Source organism: Fictibacillus nanhaiensis, assembly GCF_042686385.1.
GTDB lineage: Bacteria > Bacillota > Bacilli > Bacillales > Fictibacillaceae > Fictibacillus > Fictibacillus nanhaiensis.
On the sequence record NZ_JBHUPF010000016.1, the window covers coordinates 1 to 17,940 of the forward strand.

At 42.2% G+C, this 17,940-nt stretch carries 18 protein-coding genes; all 18 read right to left on the reverse strand.

What is annotated here, in order from left to right; translation table 11 throughout:
• Nucleotides 1-514 precede the first annotated feature (514 nt).
• Nucleotides 515-2,008: a lysine--tRNA ligase gene (gene lysS / locus ACFS5O_RS20035; protein ID WP_205724270.1), complete on the reverse strand. Its 1,494-nt coding sequence runs from the start codon at nucleotides 2,006-2,008 to the stop codon at nucleotides 515-517.
• A 17-nt stretch (nucleotides 2,009-2,025) separates the two neighbouring features.
• Nucleotides 2,026-2,439: a GreA/GreB family elongation factor gene (locus ACFS5O_RS20040; protein ID WP_205724269.1), complete on the reverse strand. Its 414-nt coding sequence runs from the start codon at nucleotides 2,437-2,439 to the stop codon at nucleotides 2,026-2,028.
• A gap of 108 nt (nucleotides 2,440-2,547) precedes the next feature.
• Nucleotides 2,548-3,534: a tRNA dihydrouridine synthase DusB gene (dusB, locus tag ACFS5O_RS20045; RefSeq protein WP_269148772.1), complete on the reverse strand. Its 987-nt coding sequence runs from the start codon at nucleotides 3,532-3,534 to the stop codon at nucleotides 2,548-2,550.
• A 47-nt stretch (nucleotides 3,535-3,581) separates the two neighbouring features.
• Nucleotides 3,582-3,779, reverse strand: coding sequence for a helix-turn-helix domain-containing protein (locus ACFS5O_RS20050; RefSeq protein WP_153236672.1), 198 nt, complete (start codon nucleotides 3,777-3,779; stop codon nucleotides 3,582-3,584).
• Nucleotides 3,731-4,264 (reverse strand): 2-amino-4-hydroxy-6-hydroxymethyldihydropteridine diphosphokinase, encoded by a 534-nt coding sequence (folK, locus tag ACFS5O_RS20055; protein WP_205724268.1) that lies wholly within the window; start codon nucleotides 4,262-4,264, stop codon nucleotides 3,731-3,733. Before folK ends, ACFS5O_RS20050 begins: the two co-directional genes overlap by 49 nt.
• Nucleotides 4,265-4,627, reverse strand: coding sequence for a dihydroneopterin aldolase (folB, locus tag ACFS5O_RS20060; protein ID WP_205724267.1), 363 nt, complete (start codon nucleotides 4,625-4,627; stop codon nucleotides 4,265-4,267). It abuts the gene before it with no gap.
• Nucleotides 4,620-5,465: a dihydropteroate synthase gene (gene folP / locus ACFS5O_RS20065; protein ID WP_379839736.1), complete on the reverse strand. Its 846-nt coding sequence runs from the start codon at nucleotides 5,463-5,465 to the stop codon at nucleotides 4,620-4,622. Before folP ends, folB begins: the two co-directional genes overlap by 8 nt.
• A 34-nt stretch (nucleotides 5,466-5,499) precedes the next feature.
• Nucleotides 5,500-6,348: an aminodeoxychorismate lyase gene (pabC, locus tag ACFS5O_RS20070; RefSeq protein WP_205724266.1), complete on the reverse strand. Its 849-nt coding sequence runs from the start codon at nucleotides 6,346-6,348 to the stop codon at nucleotides 5,500-5,502.
• A complete protein-coding gene (pabA, locus tag ACFS5O_RS20075; protein ID WP_205724265.1) occupies nucleotides 6,333-6,929 on the reverse strand; it encodes an aminodeoxychorismate/anthranilate synthase component II in 597 nt (198 codons plus the stop codon). Before pabA ends, pabC begins: the two co-directional genes overlap by 16 nt.
• A gap of 28 nt (nucleotides 6,930-6,957) precedes the next feature.
• Nucleotides 6,958-8,382, reverse strand: coding sequence for an anthranilate synthase component I family protein (locus ACFS5O_RS20080; protein ID WP_205724273.1), 1,425 nt, complete (start codon nucleotides 8,380-8,382; stop codon nucleotides 6,958-6,960).
• Nucleotides 8,383-8,720: 338 nt separating this feature from the next.
• The gene (gene cysK / locus ACFS5O_RS20085; RefSeq protein ID WP_205724264.1) at nucleotides 8,721-9,647 is read right to left on the reverse strand and encodes a cysteine synthase A; all 927 of its coding nucleotides are present in this window, start codon (nucleotides 9,645-9,647) and stop codon (nucleotides 8,721-8,723) included.
• 157 nt (nucleotides 9,648-9,804) lie between these two features.
• Entirely contained in the window at nucleotides 9,805-10,689 is an 885-nt protein-coding gene (gene hslO / locus ACFS5O_RS20090) for an Hsp33 family molecular chaperone HslO (protein WP_066390564.1), read from the reverse strand.
• Nucleotides 10,690-10,702: 13 nt separating this feature from the next.
• Complete coding sequence (locus ACFS5O_RS20095; RefSeq protein ID WP_153236666.1) at nucleotides 10,703-11,473, reverse strand: type III pantothenate kinase; 771 nt, start codon at nucleotides 11,471-11,473, stop codon at nucleotides 10,703-10,705.
• Between the two features lie 580 nt (nucleotides 11,474-12,053).
• Nucleotides 12,054-13,958, reverse strand: coding sequence for an ATP-dependent zinc metalloprotease FtsH (gene ftsH, locus ACFS5O_RS20100; RefSeq protein WP_205724263.1), 1,905 nt, complete (start codon nucleotides 13,956-13,958; stop codon nucleotides 12,054-12,056).
• 42 nt (nucleotides 13,959-14,000) lie between these two features.
• Nucleotides 14,001-14,546 carry a hypoxanthine phosphoribosyltransferase gene (gene hpt / locus ACFS5O_RS20105; protein WP_066390553.1) on the reverse strand — a complete coding sequence of 182 codons (546 nt, stop codon included), beginning with the start codon at nucleotides 14,544-14,546 and terminating at the stop codon, nucleotides 14,001-14,003.
• A gap of 14 nt (nucleotides 14,547-14,560) precedes the next feature.
• The gene (gene tilS, locus ACFS5O_RS20110; RefSeq protein ID WP_318300056.1) at nucleotides 14,561-16,018 is read right to left on the reverse strand and encodes a tRNA lysidine(34) synthetase TilS; all 1,458 of its coding nucleotides are present in this window, start codon (nucleotides 16,016-16,018) and stop codon (nucleotides 14,561-14,563) included.
• A gap of 112 nt (nucleotides 16,019-16,130) precedes the next feature.
• Entirely contained in the window at nucleotides 16,131-17,102 is a 972-nt protein-coding gene (locus ACFS5O_RS20115; protein ID WP_205724262.1) for a serine/threonine protein kinase, read from the reverse strand.
• On the reverse strand, nucleotides 17,065-17,817 hold the full coding sequence (locus ACFS5O_RS20120; protein ID WP_066390542.1) for a vWA domain-containing protein: 753 nt from the start codon (nucleotides 17,815-17,817) through the stop codon (nucleotides 17,065-17,067). The genes ACFS5O_RS20115 and ACFS5O_RS20120 overlap by 38 nt, the downstream gene beginning before the upstream one ends.
• Nucleotides 17,818-17,940 lie beyond the last annotated feature (123 nt).

The window sequence follows — 17,940 nt, forward strand, 5'->3', positions numbered from 1 at the left end:
CCAGCGTTCATCCTGAGCCAGGATCAAACTCTCCATAAAAGTGTTTGTCTTGCTCGTTTTTAAAACTGACGGAATTAATTCTTAATTCCTTACCTATTTCTTTTGTTCAGTTTTCAAAGAACTTTTTGTTTCGTTTTTGTTAGCCGCTCGTTTTGGCGACTTTATTAGATTACCATGTCGCAACCCTTGTTGTCAACAGCTTTTTTCAAAAACTTTTAATCGTTTATGTGAAGCTCATCAACACGTCAGTATTCCTTGCGACGAAGAATAATATACCATCATTTTCGCTCTTGTACAATAGTTTTTACGAAAAAAAGATAACTTTTATATACGCTTTTATACAGTGTTTAAAGCTTATACAAGATACAGCGATCGCACGTCATGTTTTATACAAGATATAGTGAAATGATAATCAATAAATAACACCTTCATTATGATACTCTTTTTATTGATTCCTATACTTACATCCCCATAAAATCAAAAAGCCAGCACGAAGCTGGCTTTTTATTCTAAATTATTTTTCAGAATGACGCATTTGCGGGAATAACAGAACGTCACGGATAGATGGCGAGTTTGTTAACAGCATCACTAGACGATCGATTCCGATTCCTAGTCCACCTGTAGGAGGCATACCATATTCAAGTGCCTCTACAAAGTCTTCATCCATCATATGTGCTTCATCATTACCTTCAGCACGTTCTTTCAGTTGCTCTTCAAAACGTTCGCGCTGATCGATTGGGTCATTCAGCTCAGAGAATGCATTGGCATGCTCACGACCGACAATAAATAGCTCAAAACGATCAGTAAAACGAGGGTCCTCAGGATTTTTCTTCGCTAAAGGTGAGATTGCAACTGGGTGACCGTACACAAATGTAGGCTGAATCAGTTTTTCTTCTACAAAGTGTTCAAAGAATTCATTTACAACATGACCATATGACATGTTGTCTTTTACTGGTACATTGTGTTCTTTAGCTAGAGCACGAGCCTCTTCATCTGTCATTTCAGGCCAGAAGTCTACGCCAGCTGCTTCTTTAATCGCATCGACCATGTGTACTCTTTTCCAACGCGGCTTAAGATCTACTTCATAGTCTCCGTACGTAACAGTAGTTGTGCCTAATACATCTTCTGCGATGTGAGCGACCAGATTTTCCGTTAACTCCATGATATCAAGGTAATCTGCGTATGCTTCATATAGCTCGATCATCGTGAATTCCGGGTTATGACGAGTTGATACTCCTTCATTACGGAATACGCGGCCGATCTCGTATACCTTCTCAAGTCCACCTACGATAAGACGCTTAAGGTGAAGCTCGATTGCGATTCGCATATAAAGCTCCATATCTAGTGCATTATGGTGCGTGATGAACGGACGAGCAGATGCTCCACCAGGAATGGAGTGCATGGTAGGCGTTTCTACTTCTAAATAACCATTGTCATCTAAATAGCGGCGCATGGAACGGATGATCTTAGAACGAGAGATAAACGTATCTTTAACTTCAGGGTTCATGATCAGATCCACATAACGTTGACGGTAACGCTGTTCAACGTCTTTTAGTCCGTGAAATTTATCAGGTAATGGACGCAGTGATTTTGTTAGAAGTTGAAAATCTTTCGCTTTAATAGAAAGTTCTCCTACTTTCGTTTTAAAGACAAGTCCTGTTACCCCTACCCAGTCACCGATATCAATGGTATTGAATAGTTCGTATTGCTCATCACCAACAGCATCTAATCTTACATAGATTTGGATCTTACCCGTTAAGTCTTGAATATGAGCAAATCCAGCTTTCCCTTTTCCGCGTTTTGTCATGATACGACCCGCAAGAGTTACTGAGATCTCTTCATTATCAAGTTCTTCTTTTTCTTTTTCTCCGTATTCAGAAACAAGATCCGCTGCTGTATGGGTACGGTCAAACTTAGTACCAAAAGGATCTACTCCTTTTTCCGTTAATGCAGTTAACTTTTCTCTTCTAACACGAAGCAAGTCATTTAATTCTACTTCTTGGCTCATGGGAACACTCCTAGCTTTTAGCAGTTTTGTATATCAAGTATGGTATAAGTTAAATCTTCGCCGAAAGGAACACGAACAGTAAAAGTCGAGTGAACCGTTTTTCCAATCGCAGCTTTTGCGATGGGAGATTCTACCGAGATCATGTTTTCGCGAGGATCAGCTTCAAATGGATGGACGATCGTATACGTATACCGCTCTCTATGGACGGTATCTTCAATCGTAACGGTAGAACCGGGTTCTACATAGTAACCCGCTTCTCTGACCATCGGCCATATGATGGATTGAGCTAAAATATCTTTTATCTCAAATACCCGCTTATGAATGAATTCCTTTTCTGATGTGTTTCGGCATTGCTTTTTACGTTTTAATAGGTATTGTAGTTCTTTTTCTAAGTTCCTGGTGCCTTCTTGGGTGAGTTTGAGCATAGCCATAAGCTATTCCTCCTCCATTATAATAAAGAAAAACACCGGATGCTGAATCTGTTGTCTTTAAGCAAACAACAGCCAGTCATCTGATGATCTGGCTGTATGTTGCTAGTGTCAGCTGATTTTTTGTACTTCTTCTAATTGATCCACATAATCAAACAATAGTTTATTCATACCTTCACGAGTAGTCATCTGGTTGATCGCGTTTCGAACAGAACCGGTTTGAGGCAAGCCTTTAAGATACCAAGCGGCATGCTTCCTCATCTCTCTTGCTGCAACATCTTCACCTTTTAGGTCGATCAAACGATCCATATGCAGCATGCAGATGTTCATCTTTTCTCGTGCAGTAGGTTCTGGCGCGATGATCCCGCTCTCTAGATATTGAACAGTGCGATAAAGCATCCAAGGGTTGCCGAGTGCTGCTCTTCCGATCATAACCCCGTCTACTCCGTATTGGTCCATGCGGTCTTTCGCTTCTTGAGGAGAAGAGACATCACCATTACCGATAACCGGAATCGATACGTTCTTCTTCACTTCGCCGATGATGTCCCAATCCGCTACTCCTTCATACATCTGAACACGCGTACGGCCGTGAACAGCAACAGCGGCCCCGCCTGCACGTTCAACAGCTTGCGCGTTCTTCACAGCATAGATATGATCTTCATCCCAGCCGATACGCATTTTAACAGTTACCGGTTTTTGGACCGCATCAACCGTAGCTGCTACCATCTCGTAGATCTTGTCTGGATCGAGCAGCCACTTTGCTCCTGCATCACATTTTGTGATCTTAGGAACCGGGCAACCCATATTGATATCAATAATGTCTGCGTTCGTATTCTTATCAACGTATTTAGCAGCAGCCACTAATGATTCACGCTCGCCCCCAAAAATTTGAAGACTGAGTGGTTTTTCGCGTTCATCTACATAAAGCATCTTTAAAGATCTTTCGTTCTCATGCAGAATCCCTTTGTCACTTACCATCTCTGCACAGACGAGCCCGGCTCCGAACTCTTTTGCGATCAATCGGAAAGCAGGATTACACACACCAGCCATCGGCGCTAGAACTACCGGATTCTTTAATGTAATATCACCGATTTTCAAGTTAACAATCACCTCGTTCCTCTTACTGGCCTTATATATCGATTCTCTTATTGTAATTCTTCTACGTTAATGCTGAATTGATCTGCAATCTTGTGAAGCAGATCTCCTTTAGGCTTTCGGCTGCCCCTTTCCACCTCGCCAAGAACCGAAACTGAGATTCCGATGTCTTTAGCAAGTTGTTCTTGGGTATAACCTTTTAACTTTCTGAACGCACGGATGCGTCTTCCCAGTCGGTCTTCTTCCATATGCGTACACCTTCTTTATCTCTTTGTTCGCAAAGGACTTGATGTAACGAAATTACTTCATCCGGGTAGATATCATCTGGAGCAATTTCACATAGAGGTATGAGAACAAACGCCCTTTCAAGCATACGTGGGTGCGGAATCGTTAACTCTTCCGTCTGTATACTTACACTATTATACAATAAAATGTCAAGGTCTATTGTTCGCGGTCCCCATTTTTGAACCCTTTTCCGGTCTAGTTTCAACTCTACGTCTTGCAGTTTACTCAAAAGTGCCTGTGGAGAAAGAGAGGTTTTGAGTTTTAATGCTAAATTTAAGAATAATGGCTGATCCTTCACACCTACAGGATCTGTCTCATAGATCGATGAAACCGATTCGATACTGATGTCAGCAAACTCTTCTACTAAAAATATCGCTTGCTTGAGTAGTCCTTCTCGATCACCCATGTTCGAACCGACAGATAGATATGCAATATTGTTACCAGCCATCTATACCCGTCCCCTTGTGATCTCTACAGCTACCGATTCATAATGCCCAGGAATAGGAGGATCTGGTTTGATCACTTTGACCATCACTTCATCAACCAAAGTATACTTTCCAAGTATGGAAGCAGAAATGGCTTCAGCCAAGGTTTCTAAAAGCTTAACAGGTTCACCTTCTACGATCTCTTTAACCGTTCCGTAAACTTCTCCGTAATTGACCGTATGATCTAACTCATCAGTAAGTCCTGCTTGGGAAAGGTCCATGAATAATACTACGTCTACATTAAAACGCTGTCCAAGCTTTTGCTCTTCTTTAAACACACCGTGATAGCCATAGAACTTCATACCGTTCACATACATTTTATCCATGAGACACTGCTCCTTTTTTGAGCATGATGTCCATCATCTTTGTCATTCTGCTCATTTCTTTTACATCATGAACACGAACGATCGAACAACCGCGTTCAATTCCGAGGCAGACAGTCGCACCCGTTCCTTCTACCCGCTCTTCAACTGGCAGATCAAGTGCCTTACCGATCATCGATTTACGCGAAGTTCCTAATAAAACAGGATAGCCCATCTGCACAATTTCATTCAGTCGCCGAATCGTTTCAAGGTTTTGTTCGAACGATTTAACAAAACCAACACCTGGATCTAAAATGATGTTGTCAGGATTAACACCTGCCTTAACGGTAATCGCGATACTATGCTCAAGATCAGCGATCAGATCGGGCATGAATTCTTGGTAGTTCCTATCAAACCGGTTATGCATGAGAATGACCGGCACATTCGTCTCGGCCATCACCCTTGGCATGTCTGGATCAAATTTTGCTCCCCACACATCGTTGATGATATGAGCACCTGCTTTTATCGCATGATAGGCAGTCTCTGCTTTATACGTATCAATCGATAAAGGCACGTTTACTTCTTTTCTTAATGCCTCTATTACAGGAATGACACGTTCCAGCTCTTGTTCGAGCGGCACTTTCTCTGCACCAGGTCTCGTAGACTCTCCACCGATGTCGATGAGATCAGCACCGTCTTCCACCATCTGTTTCGCATGAGAGATTGCCTGTTCGATCCTGTTGTGATGCCCACCATCCGAAAACGAATCTGGCGTCACATTAAGAATGCCCATTACATATGTTTTTTTAGAAAAATCAAGTACGTACTCACCGCAGTTCACTTTTTGCTGCTTTAGCATCATTTCGTGCATGGAGAATCTATCCTTTCAAAAAACATCAAATACTTCGAAACTGTTTCTTCGTATGGTTCTTGTAGAGCTCTCTAAACTTCTGATACACCCCACCTTCAGCCCCAAGAAACGTTGTGTCTTGAAAATGACTGACTGGAACGAGCTCTTGTATCGAGTTCGTCAGAAAAACTTCATCCGCTTCCGTTAAAGTCTCTATATTATAATTCCCCGTTTTTAGAGGAATGTTCAATTGTTCTGATGCATGCATGACCCATTTTCTTGTGATCCCCTCTAAAATCCCTGTGGACGTGTGAGGGGTGTAGAGCTTGTTATCTCTGTACCAAAAGAGGTTCGACACGGTTCCTTCACTGATATAACCATCTTGGGTCAGGAAAACACCTTCTTGATTTATAGAAGCAAGTTCTCTCTTGCCTAAGATGCTATTTAAATAGTGATGAGATTTAAGCCGCTTCTCACCTTCTGGCGTATTGCGTCTCGTTTTGAGTAGAACCAACTCTTTTTCTGAAACCGAACTTGTTTCAACGAGGGGCTTTGTGTACAAAATAACAACAGGTTCCACATAGGGCTCCGTCTGCAATCCGATATCACCTACGCCAGCAGATACATTAAGTCTAAAATAAGCGTCACTCATGTTATTTTTAGCAAGAAGTGTCCTCACATTCTCAATAATCGTGTCTGCATCAAGATCAAGACCGATATTCAACTCGTCTAACGCTTCATGCAGCCGGTTCAAGTGTTCCTGAATTAAAAAAGGAAAACCATCATACGTTCTAAATGTTTCAAACGCCCCTAATCCATACATGAAGCCATGATCATAAGGCGAGATCATAGCATCATCTTTGGAAACTACTTTTCCGTTTAAATAGATGTACATGTAACTTCCTTGCCTTTATAAAAATCAATAAAATTTCTTAGCAATTTCTTTCCGTCTTCCGTTAGTATGGACTCCGGATGATATTGAACGCCTTCGATTGGAAGCTCTTTATGTCGAATTCCCATGATCTCCCCTTCACTTGTCCAAGAAGAAATCTCAAAACAATCAGGCAGGGTTTCTCTTTTTACGATCAATGAATGATAGCGCGTTGCCGGAAACTCTTGCGGAAGTCCGTTATAAACCGTCTTTCCATCATGAAGAACAGGTGACACTTTACCATGCATCAATCGTTCTGCACGCACCACGTCTCCGCCGAACACTTGCGCGATCGACTGATGACCTAAACAGACTCCGAAAATCGGTATCTTTCCTGCAAAATGCGAGATCGCTTCTAGCGAGATACCTGCTTCATTCGGAGAACACGGTCCTGGTGAAATCATTAAGAAATCGGGATTTAGTTGTTCAATCTCTTGAATCGTTATCTCATCGTTACGTTTTACGACTAGCTCCTCACCCATCTCACCTAAATACTGAACGAGGTTGTACGTAAAAGAATCGTAGTTATCAATCATTAAAATCATCTCGTCTCATCTCCTCTCATGTGCTGCCTTACACCAAAATTGACCCGAGCTCACTCTGCTCTTTGGCACGCCACAGCGCCTCTGCTTTTTTTAGACTTTCTTTGTACTCACTTTCAGGTATGGAGTCAATAACGATACCTGCACCCGCTTGAACGTGTGCAGTTTCATTTTGACATACCATCGTCCGAATTGCGATATTCATTTCTGTATCGCCGTTAAAACCAATCCAGCCGATACTTCCTGTGTACACACCTCTACGAACAGGTTCTAGCTCTTCGATGATCTCCATCGTTCTCACTTTAGGAGCGCCCGTGATCGTACCACCTGGGAATGTCGCTTTGATGCAATCGAACGCATCAAATTCTGAACGTAATATGCCCACTACATTCGAGACGATATGCATCACGTGGGAATACCTTTCGATCACCATGAACTCATCCACATTCACACTTCCATATACCGAAACTTTACCAAGATCGTTTCGTTCAAGATCGACGAGCATCACATGTTCCGCTCGTTCTTTCTCATTTTGAATCAGCGTATTTGCAAGCTCGATATCTTCTTCCTCTGTTCTGCCTCGCGGTCGTGTTCCCGCGATCGGACGCGTGCTGATCAGGTCGCCTTTCTTCTTCACCAAAAGTTCAGGTGAAGCACTAACAAGCTGAAAGTCTGGCGTTTCTAAGTAACTCATATATGGAGATGGGTTGATTCTTCTTAATTCTTCATAAACGTTTAATGGAGTTGTTCGTAGCGCCTTTGACTGACGAACAGAGAGATTCACTTGAAACACATCACCATCAGAAATATAACTTTGAATCTTTTTAACCGCCTCTACAAAAACATCCTCTGTCATAGAAACGTGTTTAAAATCTTCTATGGAATAGTTCTGATTCTCTTGGTCCACTTCTGTAGAAGCAGTTAGTGGTGCTTCCCACATTTCTTTGAAAGCACGCAGCTTGTCTTTGCTATACGAGTCATCCCTATTTTCAGTCAACGTTATGATCCATAACATACTCGTTTCATGTTCATAAACAAAGACATCTTTAAACAGCAAAAAGTATAAGTCCGGAAGACCTAGATCATCTTCTGAAGTAACTGGCAGCTTTTCAAACTCGCGCGTTAAATCATAGCTTAAGTACCCGATCGCTCCACCCGTAAAGTCCGGCAATCCTTCAATCCGCTCCACTTCAAAATCTTTGAACCAGTTCTGAAACTGCTCATATATAGGTCCTTTTAAAACAGTCGAGCCTTCATCTGTTTTTATTGTTAAAACATCTTGTTTTCCAGTGACTTCGGCAAACGGAGAAAGTCCGATGATGCTATACTTTCCTGTTCTTCCGCTCTCCAACAAAACGTGGCGAGGTTCAGTTGCCGCTAATGATTTATACTTATAAAACCACTCTTCTTTCGATAGAGGTATACATGAATGCATGACATGCCATTTTTTGTTCATCCCCATACGGTCACTCTCCCAAAAATCTTCTGTTTACATTGTACATGAGGTGTTTCACTTTGGCACATCTTTCTCCCAATTTCCTGCATTTACATGGGTTTTATCTCCTTTTTTAGAGTTGATTCTCTGTTGCTGATCTCCGTTTCAGGTGCTCGCTTTCCACGGGGCAGGCGGTGAGCCACATTCGAACGTTTCACTCTTAAGTGTCTCACCTGACCGCTTGTCCCGCAGGAGTCTCGCACCTTTCACTCCAATCAACTAGTCAACGGTGTTTTTATGAGTACATACATAGCATTTAGAGAAAAGAAAAAGCCCCCAATAGGGAGCCCGCAAAATGATTAGTCTTCAAATTGATACAACGGTGTACTCAAATAGCGTTCACCGTTACTTGGAATAATCGCTAGCACCTTTTTGCCTTTGCCTAGCTTCTTAGCGACTTTTAATGCTGCTGAGATCGCTGCACCTGATGAGATTCCGCCTAAAAGTCCTTCCTCACGTGCTGCTTTTCTTGCCCATTCGAAAGCTTCATCGTTTAAGATGGTCAACACTTCATCGTAGATGTCTGTTTTTAAGATATCGGGAACAAAACCTGCTCCGATTCCTTGTATCTTGTGCGGTCCTGGTTTTCCACCAGATAATACAGGAGAATCAGTCGGTTCAACCGCGTAAATCTTGATCTCTGGATATTTTTCTTTTAAGACCTGACCTGCACCTGTAATGGTTCCGCCCGTGCCGATTCCAGAAACAAATGCATCAAGTCCATCTGGGAATTGTGAGACAATCTCCTGACCTGTCGTGTTTCGATGGATGGCAGAGTTCGCTTCGTTTTTAAACTGTTGTGGCATGAAGTAGCCTTTTTCTTTTGCTAGCTCTTCAGCTTTTCTAATCGCTCCGCCCATTCCCTCTGGTCCAGGAGTGAGTACAAGATCAGCTCCATAAGCTCTCAGTAGATTTCTTCTTTCTAAACTCATCGTTTCAGGCATGACAAGGACTGTTTTGTATCCTTTTGCTGCAGCCACCATCGCTAAACCTATTCCTGTGTTACCACTAGTCGGTTCAACGATCGTATCTTCTGCTTTTAATTTTCCGCTTTTCTCTGCATCTTCAATCATCGCTAATGCGATGCGATCTTTTACACTGCTTCCCGGGTTCATGAACTCTAACTTCAGGTAAACATCTGCCATATCTTCTGATGTGATGCGATTTAGTTTCACTACAGGGGTTTGACCGATCAGATCTGTGATCGATTGTGCCACTCTTGCCATTTGCCATCACTCCTAAAACCGAGTATTTTTATTGGATTAATTGTAGCAACACTGGAAATACTCTGTCAATTTTATTGCATACGAAAGTCAACTATTACCATGGTACGCAGATACTTTTATTTCATGTATAAAACAAAACCCGGAGAAAAGTCCGGGTTTACGCTTTTGCTTGATCAAGCAAGGTTTGAAGTTCTTCTTTTGTAAAGATATAAGTGGCGTTGCAGAATTGACAGTTCGTTTCAGCTTGGCCATCTTCTTCTATAATATCTGAGATTTCTTGTTCTCCTAGACTTACGATCGCCTGTCCAAAACGCTCATGTGAGCACGTGCACTGAAAACGTACAGGAGATTTCTCAAGGATTTGGACTTGGTCTTCCCCTAAAAGCTCAAATAAGATTTCTTCTGGTGTCATTCCTTTTTCGATCAATCGAGAAATCGGAGGAATCGCGTTTATTCTTTCTTCAAGTAAATCAACGATTGCATCCGAAGCATTCGGCATCACTTGTACGATAAAACCGCCTGACGCTTTGATCGAATTATCCGGATTCACTAGAACGCCAACACCTACTGCAGAAGGCACCTGTTCAGAAGAAGCAAAGTAATACGTGAAGTCCTCTCCTAATTCCCCTGAAACCATCGGTACTTGTCCTGTGAATTTTTCACGCATTCCGATATCTTTTAAAACGGATAAGTATCCATCTTTACCTACCGCTCTTGCTACATCCAGTTTTCCTTTGCTGTTCAGCTCAAAATGAGTATGTGGGTTCGTTACATAACCACGTGTCTCACCTTTTGTGTTGCTATCTACGATGATCACTCCGATTGGACCGCCGCCTTCAATCTTCACCGTTATACTGTTGTTTTCACCTTTTAGCATCATACCCATCATGGTTGATGCAGTCATCGCTCTTCCTAATGCAGCTGAAGCAGTTGGCCATGTGTCATGTCTTCTCTGTCCTTCACTTACCATCTCAGTAGAAGAGATCGCATAAGCGCGGATCTGCCCATCACAAGCAAGGGCCTTTATTAAATAATCATTCATTAAAACTCATCCTTTAATCATTCTTATTTTTATCGTATATCAACAATAGACCTTTTAATGTTAAAAACGGATCAACATGATCGATTACGTTGCTTTCCGCAGCAATTAAATTCGCAAGTCCGCCGGTCGCAATCACTTTCGGTTCAACCTCAGACTGTTCTTTCATCCTTTTTACAATACCCTCTACTTGTCCTACATATCCATAGAGAATACCCGCTTGCATGGCATTAACCGTATTCTTCCCGATCACACCCTCAGGCTTAGCGATCTCAATACGCGGTAATTTGGCCGCTTTCGTATAAAGAGCCTCTGTAGAGATATTGATACCCGGCGCGATGGCCCCACCCATATACTGTTTGTTTTCATTGATGTAACAATACGTAGTGGCTGTACCAAAATCAACGATGATCAATGGTGCATCATATTCATGAATTGCAGCAACCGCATTTACAATTCGGTCTGCTCCGACTTCTCTTGGGTTTTCGTATTTAATATTTAGACCTGTTTTGATCCCTGGCCCCACTACTATCGGGCGTTGGTTAAAATATTTCACACACATGCGCTCTAAGGCAAACATGATTGGTGGAACAACCGAAGATATGATGATACCTTCAATCTGCTCTTTATGAATATTAACGTGGCGGAACAGATCGAGTATCAGCATGCCATACTCATCTTCTGTTTTTTCACGTGATGTATGAATTCTCCAATGATGTTTCAGTTCATCATTCTCGTAGAGTCCTAAAACAATATTCGTATTTCCGACATCAAACACAAAAATCATGGAATTTGTCCCCGCTTCTTATCTTAAGTTTCTATAATAGTTATAACATAAAACGTATAGGAGTAAAGCAAGGCGGCTTACTGGGAATTTTTCGCTTATTCTAGTGGTCAGTGAAAGTGGTTGATTTCCGTTACAGATACTCGCATTCCGCGGGGCAGGCGGTGAGCCACATTCGTACGTTTCACGTATAAGTGTCTCACCCGCCCACCTGTCCCGCAGGAGTCTCGCACCTTTCACTCCAATCAACTTGTCGGTGAAGAAAAATGAACAAAAAGAATACTAAAAGATAAGGGTAAATTCTATTGCTCTTTCAGGAGAGTTTCACAACTTTCATTCAAAAAGAAGTGTTACACAGAGGATACCTACAAAACCTTCATCCAATAGCTAATTGGAGCGGAAGGGCGAGACTCCTGCAGGATGAGTGGGACAGGTGAGACCATTCAATGACGCAAAGCGGCGAATGGGCTCACCGCACACCCTGCGGAAAGCGAGTCCTGCAGCGGAAATTAGCCTCTCTCCCAAAAAAATAGCAAAGCACATCAAAAAAGGACACCTCATCTCTGAGGTGTCCTTTTAAAAATTAATCTTGTTTTGGCTCTTCATCTTTTTTGTTAAGTGTTACTTTAACATCATCAGATGGATTAGAAATCGTTTTTCTGTCAGGTAGTTTACCTGTTTTAACGAGTTCTTTGATTTGTTCTTCGTCAAGCGTTTCTACAGATAACAACGTTTGTGCGATGATCTCTAACTTAGAATTGTGCTCCGTAAGAATCTGGCGACAACGCTCGTAAGATTCTTTTATGATACGTTGAACTTCTAAATCGATCTCATGCGCGATTGCATCACTATAGTTTTGCTCGTTATTGAAGTCTCTTCCTAAGAAGACTTGACCGCCTTGTGATGAACCGAATTGCATCGGTCCTAGACGTTCACTCATACCAAACTCTGTAACCATGCGGCGAGCGATTCCAGTCGCACGCTGGAAGTCATTATGAGCTCCCGTACTAACTTCTTGGAATGTGATCTCTTCAGCCACGCGGCCTCCAAGAAGTCCAACGATCTTATCTTCTAGTTCAGGTTTTGTCATAAAGTAACGATCTTCTTTCGGAAGCATTACTGTGTAACCACCTGCTTGACCACGAGGGACAACGGTAACTTTATGAACAGTGTCAGCTCCTTCTAGAACTAGACCGATAACGGTGTGACCTGCTTCATGGTAAGCCACAATGTTCTTTTCTTTTTCAGAAATGACACGGCTCTTTTTCGCAGGTCCTGCAATGACACGGTCGATCGCTTCATCAACGTCATCCATATCGATCTTTTTCTTATCTGAACGGGCAGCAACTAACGCCGCTTCATTCAATAAGTTCTCAAGATCCGCACCAGAGAAACCTGGAGTACGCATCGCGATCGTTTTCAAGTTAACGTCTTCTGCAAGCGGCTTGTTGCGCGCATGCACTTGAAGTACTTCTTCACGTCCTTTTACATCTGGGCGGTTAACCGGAATTTGACGGTCAAAACGTCCCGGACGAAGAAGAGCTGGATCTAGAATATCTGCACGGTTGGTAGCCGCGATAATGATAATCCCTTCATTAGCACCGAAACCATCCATCTCAACTAGCAATTGGTTAAGTGTTTGCTCACGCTCGTCATGACCTCCGCCAAGACCAGCTCCACGCTGACGACCTACTGCATCAATCTCATCGATGAAAATGATACAAGGTGCGTTTTTCTTAGCATTTTCAAACAAGTCACGAACACGTGATGCACCGACACCGACGAACATCTCAACGAAATCAGAACCTGAGATCGAGAAGAACGGAACGCCAGCTTCTCCTGCTACTGCACGCGCAAGAAGTGTTTTACCAGTACCCGGAGGTCCTACTAAAAGAACACCTTTTGGAATACGTGCACCTAGAGCAGAAAACTTACGTGGATCTTTTAAGAATTCAACTACTTCAACAAGCTCTTGTTTCTCTTCATCAGCACCAGCTACGTCCTTAAACGTAACCTTTTTCTTTTCTTCGTTGTAAAGTTTGGCTTTACTCTTACCAAAGTTCATTACTCGGCTTCCGCCGCCTTGCGCTTGGTTAAGCAAGAAGAAGAATAAGATAAAGATAATGACAAACGGAATTATTGAGGTGAAGAACGTCACCCAGCCACTCGTCTGCTCTTGCTGTTTAAATTCAACGTTTGAAGATTTAGCCAGTTTTTCAATCTCAGCCAATGTGTTGCCAGTTAGGGGAGCATTCGTTTGGAATACTTCTCCTTCTTTAGCTCCTTCAAGCTGTCCACGGACAACGTATACGCCACCTTCAGGCTGGTAAACGATGCTTTCCACTTTGCCTGATTCGATGTACTTAGTCAGCTGGTCATAACGAATTTCTTTGACTTCGTTGTTGTTGCCGTTAAAAAAGCTGACAACTCCAACCACAACTAAAAAGATTAATAAATAAAATATAGTATTACGGAAGATGCGATTCATTCCTTACCTCCTTAGGCGAACAATCAAATCTTATGCGGTTTTCTATTCTTTCTTTTCGTAGATCTCTGGCTTTAAAACGCCAATGTAAGGCAAGTTACGGTATCTCTCGATGTAGTCCAATCCATAACCAACAACAAAAGCATCTGGAACGATGAAGCCGGCAAGATCTGGTGCGATATCAACCTTACGTCCTGTAGGCTTATCCAGCAAAGTGACGATCTTAACCGATTTTGCTTTACGTGCCTTAAACAGTTGAACGAGATAGCTGAGCGTTAAACCACTGTCAATAATATCTTCTACAATGATAACGTCTCGACCTTCTAAGGAAGTATCTAAATCTTTAACAATTTTAACTTGACCAGAAGAAACGGTAGATGCACCATAGCTGGACACTGCCATTAAATCGATCTCAAGATGGATATCCATACGTTTGATCAAGTCTGCCATAAAAGGTAGAGCACCTTTTAAAACCCCGACCACCAATGGAAAGCGTTCCTTATATTCCACAGATAGCTCTTTTCCAAGTTCTTTGATCTTGTTTTGAATAGCTTCTTCGGAAATAAGTGTTTCTAAAATTTCATCATGCATGTTCAACAAGCCTCCTAGACGTCATGGCGATTTTTATGAAAGCGTAGGATAACCCAAAGTTCTGATGGATGTATTTGATGACATCTAACGTGTTTTAGCCCTGGAAGCCAAATAATCTTACCGTTTGAATCAACAACAACCGGCCAAACGTTTCTTTCTTCCTGCGGCACTTTAGCATCAATAAATATATCTTTTAATTTCCGAGAACCGACGCCGGCAATCGCCATCCGGTCACCTGGTTTTCGGGTACGAACTCGTAACGGGAGATCAACTTCTTTCATTGAAAACACAAAAACATCTTTTCCTCTTTGTAAAGCGGGTTCACAATCTGTTATTTCAGCAGTTATACGTCCATTCGGCAATTCTACATAACCAGGCAGCTCTAACGAAAAGTCATAAGACCCTTCCTCATTTTTGACGATATGCTCAAAACTTAACAAACATCTGTCATAAGTTCGGCTAACTACTAAACCTGACGGAAAATGCAACATTCCGGATGGATGCTCACTTCCGAGCAAACTAAGAAAGTTTTCCTTATGTACAGAGGAAAGAGATGAAGGATTAATTTTATACAGATAGTTCAATATTAGTGTAATCCCTCTTTTTTGTAAAGGAATAGGCATCTTGTTAAAAGCGGATACAGATAACTCTATTTTCCCCTCTGTTCGCCTGATTAAAACCTTTTCTAACTCTATTTCAGCCAGTTTCAATATATACGTTTCATCTTCTGAAATAGTTTCACTTAAATACTGAAATCTTTCATGTACGTTAGGGTTTTCTTGTTTTAAAAAAGGCAGAATTTTTTTTCTGAAGCGATTTCGAACATATTTATCACTTTCATTGCTTGAATCATAAACGGGAAACAGGTTTTCTACTTTACAATAATGCTCGATTTGGTCTTTTGTTATTCCTAAAAAAGGACGAATTATTTTTCCGGTAGCAAAAGGTCGTTTAACCGGAATGCCAGCAGAACTAAACCCTTCGCTGCCCCTCGTCATTCTCATGAGCATCGTTTCCACTTGATCGTCACCATGATGCGCCAACGCGAGCCTCTCTGCACGATGTTTTTTCATGACTTTTTCAAAGAAATTGTATCGGCAGATTCTAGCAGCGGTTTGTAGAGACAAGTTATGTTCTCCTTGATAGCTGGCAACATCTGCACTATCCCCTTCAAAAGTAATGTCCCGCTCGTCACAAAAGTTCTTAACAAATGCAAGTTCTGATGCCGACTCTTCGCCCCTTAAGCGATGGTCGAATGAGGCTGCAACAATCTTAATTTTGTAATAAGAAGACCTTCTCCACAAAAAATGCAGCAACGCTAAAGAATCTGGTCCTCCGGAAACACCGATTACTACAGTTTGGCCCGCTGAGAGAAGCTTGTGTCTTTTAATAAAATTCTCCACTTCCTGCAACGCAAACCGCTCCTTCATTTTTCGTTTAATAGTAGGCTTGTTTTCGTTGGACTTGTTCACGCCCCCGGAAAGCGAGCAACCTGTAACAGAAAGCAACTACTTTCAAGAACAACGAAGTTTTACGAAAATGCCTTTTAAAATCATAACAAAGAATTGCAGGAACGAACACTATTTACATCGTTTGACCGAGCATGTAAAAAAAGTACACAACGAAAACAAACGTGAAGACTAAAAATGTTTCTACGATAAAGCTGCTTTTCTTTTTCTTTTGCGCTTGTCTTGATGCTGGTTTTTGCGTTGAATTCCTCTGTGTTTGAGGTGATTTTGCTTTATCGTTGGCGTTCAACAAAAGGACAAGCTCGTTTCTCATCTCTTCTGCATTTCGATATTTGCCGTTCCATGCTTTTTGTAAGATAGGAGCGTACGGCTTAAGCATCGGACTGCCCGCTATTTTAGATTGAAACTGTTTATCAGGATCTCCATTTTTCGTGAAACGAGATGGATAAGCAAGATTCACCATCACCATTCCCGCTGAAAACAGATCATACGATGGCTCGGCCTTTCTCGTTCCCTTCCCCCAATAGCCTCGGTCATAGAATTCGGTGTATTCTTTAATCGATCTGTCCATCACAGTCGTTCCTCCAACGTCTATCCAACGTATTCGATACGGAGGACCAGTTACGAGCAGATTATCTGGCTTTAAATCACCGAACGCCCAGCCCGCCTGATGAAGCGTATGCAGGTCCGTAAGAAGTTGTACAAGCAGGATTCCAGCCCATTCTGGAGATTTAGTCTTCATAAAGTCAAAGAGCGTCTCTCCTTTTAAATATTCCATCGCATAAAAGGGATATGTGGCAGTCTGCGTCACCCAATCATCCACATCGATTAAAGAAGGTCCAAGGATTTTCCCCTGGACCTTAGAAAAACGCTTCAGCACATTGACTTCAGATGTGATCGACATCTGATCATGTCCGATCTTAAGTGCGACCACTCCTCGATCCGAATCAGCCAGATAGACAGCACCCGTTGCTCCATATCCTAGACGGCGACGAATCCGATATCTGGAATGATTCCACTTACCGCGTATTTCATTGCCAACTACTAAGTTACATACCGGACTCGTTCGAATATCCTGGGGCATCATCGGACAAGAATCTCCTTTTTGACGATCGTTTACGACCAAAAGCCGCAATAGCTTCTTTTATTGCAGGACCTGTTGGTGTGATCCCGCCAAGTGATATCTTTGAAAAGGTTTTACCGATCGATTCTAGTTTAGAAGACCAGCTTAAAAGTTCTTCTGCCTCTGTTCTCTTGCCCGGAAAAACATAGAGTGCAAACTCGTTATCTCCAATTCTTGAATTCAACGAGATAGAGAGATCAAGCAGAGACTCTTGAACCGTCAGCATCTTGTCTTCCATGGATCCTGAAGCGTCAATCAAGACTAAGATCTCGAGGTTCATGGTCTCTCCCATCTCATCGACAACTTCAATCACTTCTCCTCGTTTGTCGGGCGGAAGATCTTCCATCGAAGACTGACTTCCGAGTATCTGTTGCAGCTCAGCATTCACAACGCCTTTTATCGTTTGAGCCATCGCTTTTTGAGTGACCATCTTCACCGTTTGTGCGAGTTGTTTCGTATAAACAACCTGACTTATACCACCGCCGGCCATCGCGATCTCTTCCACTTCTTTTAGACCTTGTCTATGATACTCAGGTGCATTCTCATTCAGTACGCCAATGACATTTACAGCTATTCCTTGTTCGTTAGCAAGTGCCGCCATCGCAATCGGATCTTCACCTTGGTTCGAGCACCCATCTGTAATCAGTAAAATTTGACGCAGCGTTCCTTTGTTTCGCATAACGCTAACCCCTCTCAAGTACGAATTTTAACTATTACCATCTTCGTCAAGAAAGCGGTGGTTTATACGCAGAAAAGACCGCAATACATGATCGCTAAATGAAGTCGGAGCGGGAATACTGTC

What these genes read in the sequence shown, in the direction of transcription:
- pabC (WP_205724266.1), bottom strand. Translation starts at nt 6,348, where the DNA reads ATGTACATCTATTTAAACGGAAAAGTAGTTTCCAAAGATGATGCTATG.
- hpt (WP_066390553.1), bottom strand. Translation starts at nt 14,546, where the DNA reads ATGCATGATGAAATTTTAGAAACACTTATTTCCGAAGAAGCTATTCAA.
- folK (WP_205724268.1), bottom strand. Translation starts at nt 4,264, where the DNA reads ATGGCTGGTAACAATATTGCATATCTATCTGTCGGTTCGAACATGGGT.
- ACFS5O_RS20095 (WP_153236666.1), bottom strand. Translation starts at nt 11,473, where the DNA reads ATGATTTTTGTGTTTGATGTCGGAAATACGAATATTGTTTTAGGACTC.
- ACFS5O_RS20120 (WP_066390542.1), bottom strand. Translation starts at nt 17,817, where the DNA reads ATGCGAAACAAAGGAACGCTGCGTCAAATTTTACTGATTACAGATGGG.
- hslO (WP_066390564.1), bottom strand. Translation starts at nt 10,689, where the DNA reads ATGAATGATTATTTAATAAAGGCCCTTGCTTGTGATGGGCAGATCCGC.
- ACFS5O_RS20050 (WP_153236672.1), bottom strand. Translation starts at nt 3,779, where the DNA reads ATGGAAGAAGACCGACTGGGAAGACGCATCCGTGCGTTCAGAAAGTTA.
- cysK (WP_205724264.1), bottom strand. Translation starts at nt 9,647, where the DNA reads ATGGCAAGAGTGGCACAATCGATCACAGATCTGATCGGTCAAACCCCT.
- ACFS5O_RS20080 (WP_205724273.1), bottom strand. Translation starts at nt 8,382, where the DNA reads ATGAACAAAAAATGGCATGTCATGCATTCATGTATACCTCTATCGAAA.
- folB (WP_205724267.1), bottom strand. Translation starts at nt 4,627, where the DNA reads ATGGATAAAATGTATGTGAACGGTATGAAGTTCTATGGCTATCACGGT.
- ACFS5O_RS20040 (WP_205724269.1), bottom strand. Translation starts at nt 2,439, where the DNA reads ATGGCTATGCTCAAACTCACCCAAGAAGGCACCAGGAACTTAGAAAAA.
- pabA (WP_205724265.1), bottom strand. Translation starts at nt 6,929, where the DNA reads ATGATTTTAATGATTGATAACTACGATTCTTTTACGTACAACCTCGTT.
- folP (WP_379839736.1), bottom strand. Translation starts at nt 5,465, where the DNA reads ATGATGCTAAAGCAGCAAAAAGTGAACTGCGGTGAGTACGTACTTGAT.
- ftsH (WP_205724263.1), bottom strand. Translation starts at nt 13,958, where the DNA reads ATGAATCGCATCTTCCGTAATACTATATTTTATTTATTAATCTTTTTA.
- lysS (WP_205724270.1), bottom strand. Translation starts at nt 2,008, where the DNA reads ATGAGCCAAGAAGTAGAATTAAATGACTTGCTTCGTGTTAGAAGAGAA.
- ACFS5O_RS20115 (WP_205724262.1), bottom strand. Translation starts at nt 17,102, where the DNA reads ATGATGCCCCAGGATATTCGAACGAGTCCGGTATGTAACTTAGTAGTT.